Consider the following 2,022-nt stretch of genomic DNA (forward strand, 5'->3'; position numbering starts at 1 on the left):
TCTATATCGGTGCATATTCCATATAAGTCTTCTTCACCACCAGCCTCAACATGGGGCTCATAGTGAATTTGATTCTCTTGTGCCTCTTGAATAACCCTTTTTACCCCGCGCTTATATGGATATCCTAAAAATGGATGATTTTCCAATTTATCAAATTTACTAGTTCTAGTCCCTCCAGAAGCAAAAAATTGTACATTTTTGTCTCTAAACTCTACTGAATTGCTAAGCAAACTAGAATTGTGTTGTGGATTTTTCATTAATTTTTCTAGTTTACTTCTCTTTTCATGATATTCTTTTACTAATTGTGTTGTATCTGCCATCAACTTGCCTCCTTTTACCCACCTACACCCGCAACAGCATGGAGAAATACTTCTTTTTCAAGACTTCTATTGCCAAAAATTGCAACTTTTATCAAATTAATAGAATAATCTTCTTTTTTGGCATTTACAGCTTTAGCTTGCTTTGAATCCTCATCTTCTGATAAAAAATTGATTGTAAATGAATCAGATAGCGCATAAGCGTTGATCATGGTTGGACGTCCACCGCCAGCCTTGATAATAACCCCATCATTATTAATGTCTAATATTTCACCTGATTTTATATTTGGATTTCTTGTAACAAGATAACCTTCAAAGTTATTTGTAATTGGCAAAACATATGCGGTACAACTAAACTCACACACATCTACACATATTCCATACATATCAATATCCACACTAGCCTCAACATATATAGAGTTCTCTTTTGGAACAAGCTTTACACCACGCTTGTATGGAAAACTATTTTTTGAATCATAAAAATATTCTTCTATTTTGTCTGTAAAACTTGAACATGTAAAGGAATAAGCATTAATTCGTTCATTCTTCGATTTAAAACAGCTGCCTGAACTACCAAAAACCTTATTTTCAATCGAACTCATTGATTTTGAATATTTTTTAAATTTTAAAAGAATATTGTCAAGTTCCTTAGCTGAATCAAAATAAGAATCTTTTACTTGTACATCCTCTTCAGCCTGTCTTGCTTGACGTTTAGCTCTAGGAGCAGCAGCTGTAACTTCTGCTTCTAAACCTAATTATAAGTTATCATCAGAATCAGAGCCTTTAGCTTGCCCTTTGTCTTTTACAGCCATAATTTAATTACCCTTTAAAGCTCTATTTCCAAAAACACTGGCGAGCACTATGGATAAATCATCATTCAATTTATGTACTTTTGAAAGCGCTATGGCATTAGCAGATTTTTGAGCCCCTCCTGCATTCTTTTCAAGCTCTCCATGTGCATTAAAATGCAGCTTATCACCCGGTTTTATACCATTTTCTCCATTTTTCTTGAATGTTAAATAACCCGTAAAATTATTTGTAATTGGAATTACAGTTGCCATACCACTAAACTCGTCTATATCGGTGCAAACTCCGTATAAATCGTCTTCACCACCAGCCTCAACTTCAAGTTCTGTTGTACCATCACCAAAACTAAGCTTGACTCCGCGCTTATACGGATACCCCTTAGCAGGATAATTTTCTATTTTGTCTTTACTACTAGTGCAAACTCCATCAGAACCTTTTGTATCATCTCTATCCTCTAAATACAGTGTATGTACATTGAAATTTTCTAAAACAGTCTTTACCATATTCATAATATAAGGGTCATTGGCTGGTCGTTGATCTTGAAATACAAAAGCATAATACTTATCATCAACTCTTTCCATAACACATAAAGCAGTGTTGTCCCCTCCAATACTAAATGCTGGATCTAAATATGCTATTGGGCTAGTAAACACATAATCCTCAGTAATATTTATTTGTGTAAAAATTGAATCCGTGCTTGCTATCCATTCACCTAGCAAAACTCTTGCTTTATATGCTGGTATATCTTTATATAGCTTTTCTTGAGTTTCGATAAATCCTTTACTAAGAAAAACATTATCATGGGTTGTAAAATTATATGTCTTAAAAGTCGCTATATTGTCAATATAATCGGTTTTGAAATAGTGTTCTGGATGATCGGGATTAGTATCAAAAATAA

The 2,022-nt window shown here is 33.7% G+C and carries 2 protein-coding genes and 2 pseudogenes; all 4 read right to left on the minus strand.

The window, feature by feature from the left end; all coding sequences use genetic code 11:
* Positions 1 to 320, minus strand: a 320-nt coding sequence (locus HNQ06_RS05505; protein WP_184107994.1) for a DUF228 domain-containing protein, incomplete at its 3' end; no start/stop codon positions are given.
* Between the two features lie 14 nt (positions 321 to 334).
* Positions 335 to 1,129, minus strand: a pseudogene (locus tag HNQ06_RS05510) (DUF228 domain-containing protein).
* A 3-nt stretch (positions 1,130 to 1,132) separates the two neighbouring features.
* On the minus strand, positions 1,133 to 1,705 hold the full coding sequence (locus HNQ06_RS05515) for a DUF228 domain-containing protein (protein WP_246343403.1): 573 nt from the start codon (positions 1,703 to 1,705) through the stop codon (positions 1,133 to 1,135).
* 141 nt (positions 1,706 to 1,846) lie between these two features.
* A pseudogene (locus HNQ06_RS05770) lies at positions 1,847 to 2,020 on the minus strand (terminase large subunit domain-containing protein); the annotation flags it as partial.
* Positions 2,021 to 2,022: the final 2 nt, after the last annotated feature.

The organism is Borreliella lanei (genome assembly GCF_014205895.1).
Lineage (GTDB): Bacteria > Spirochaetota > Spirochaetia > Borreliales > Borreliaceae > Borreliella > Borreliella lanei.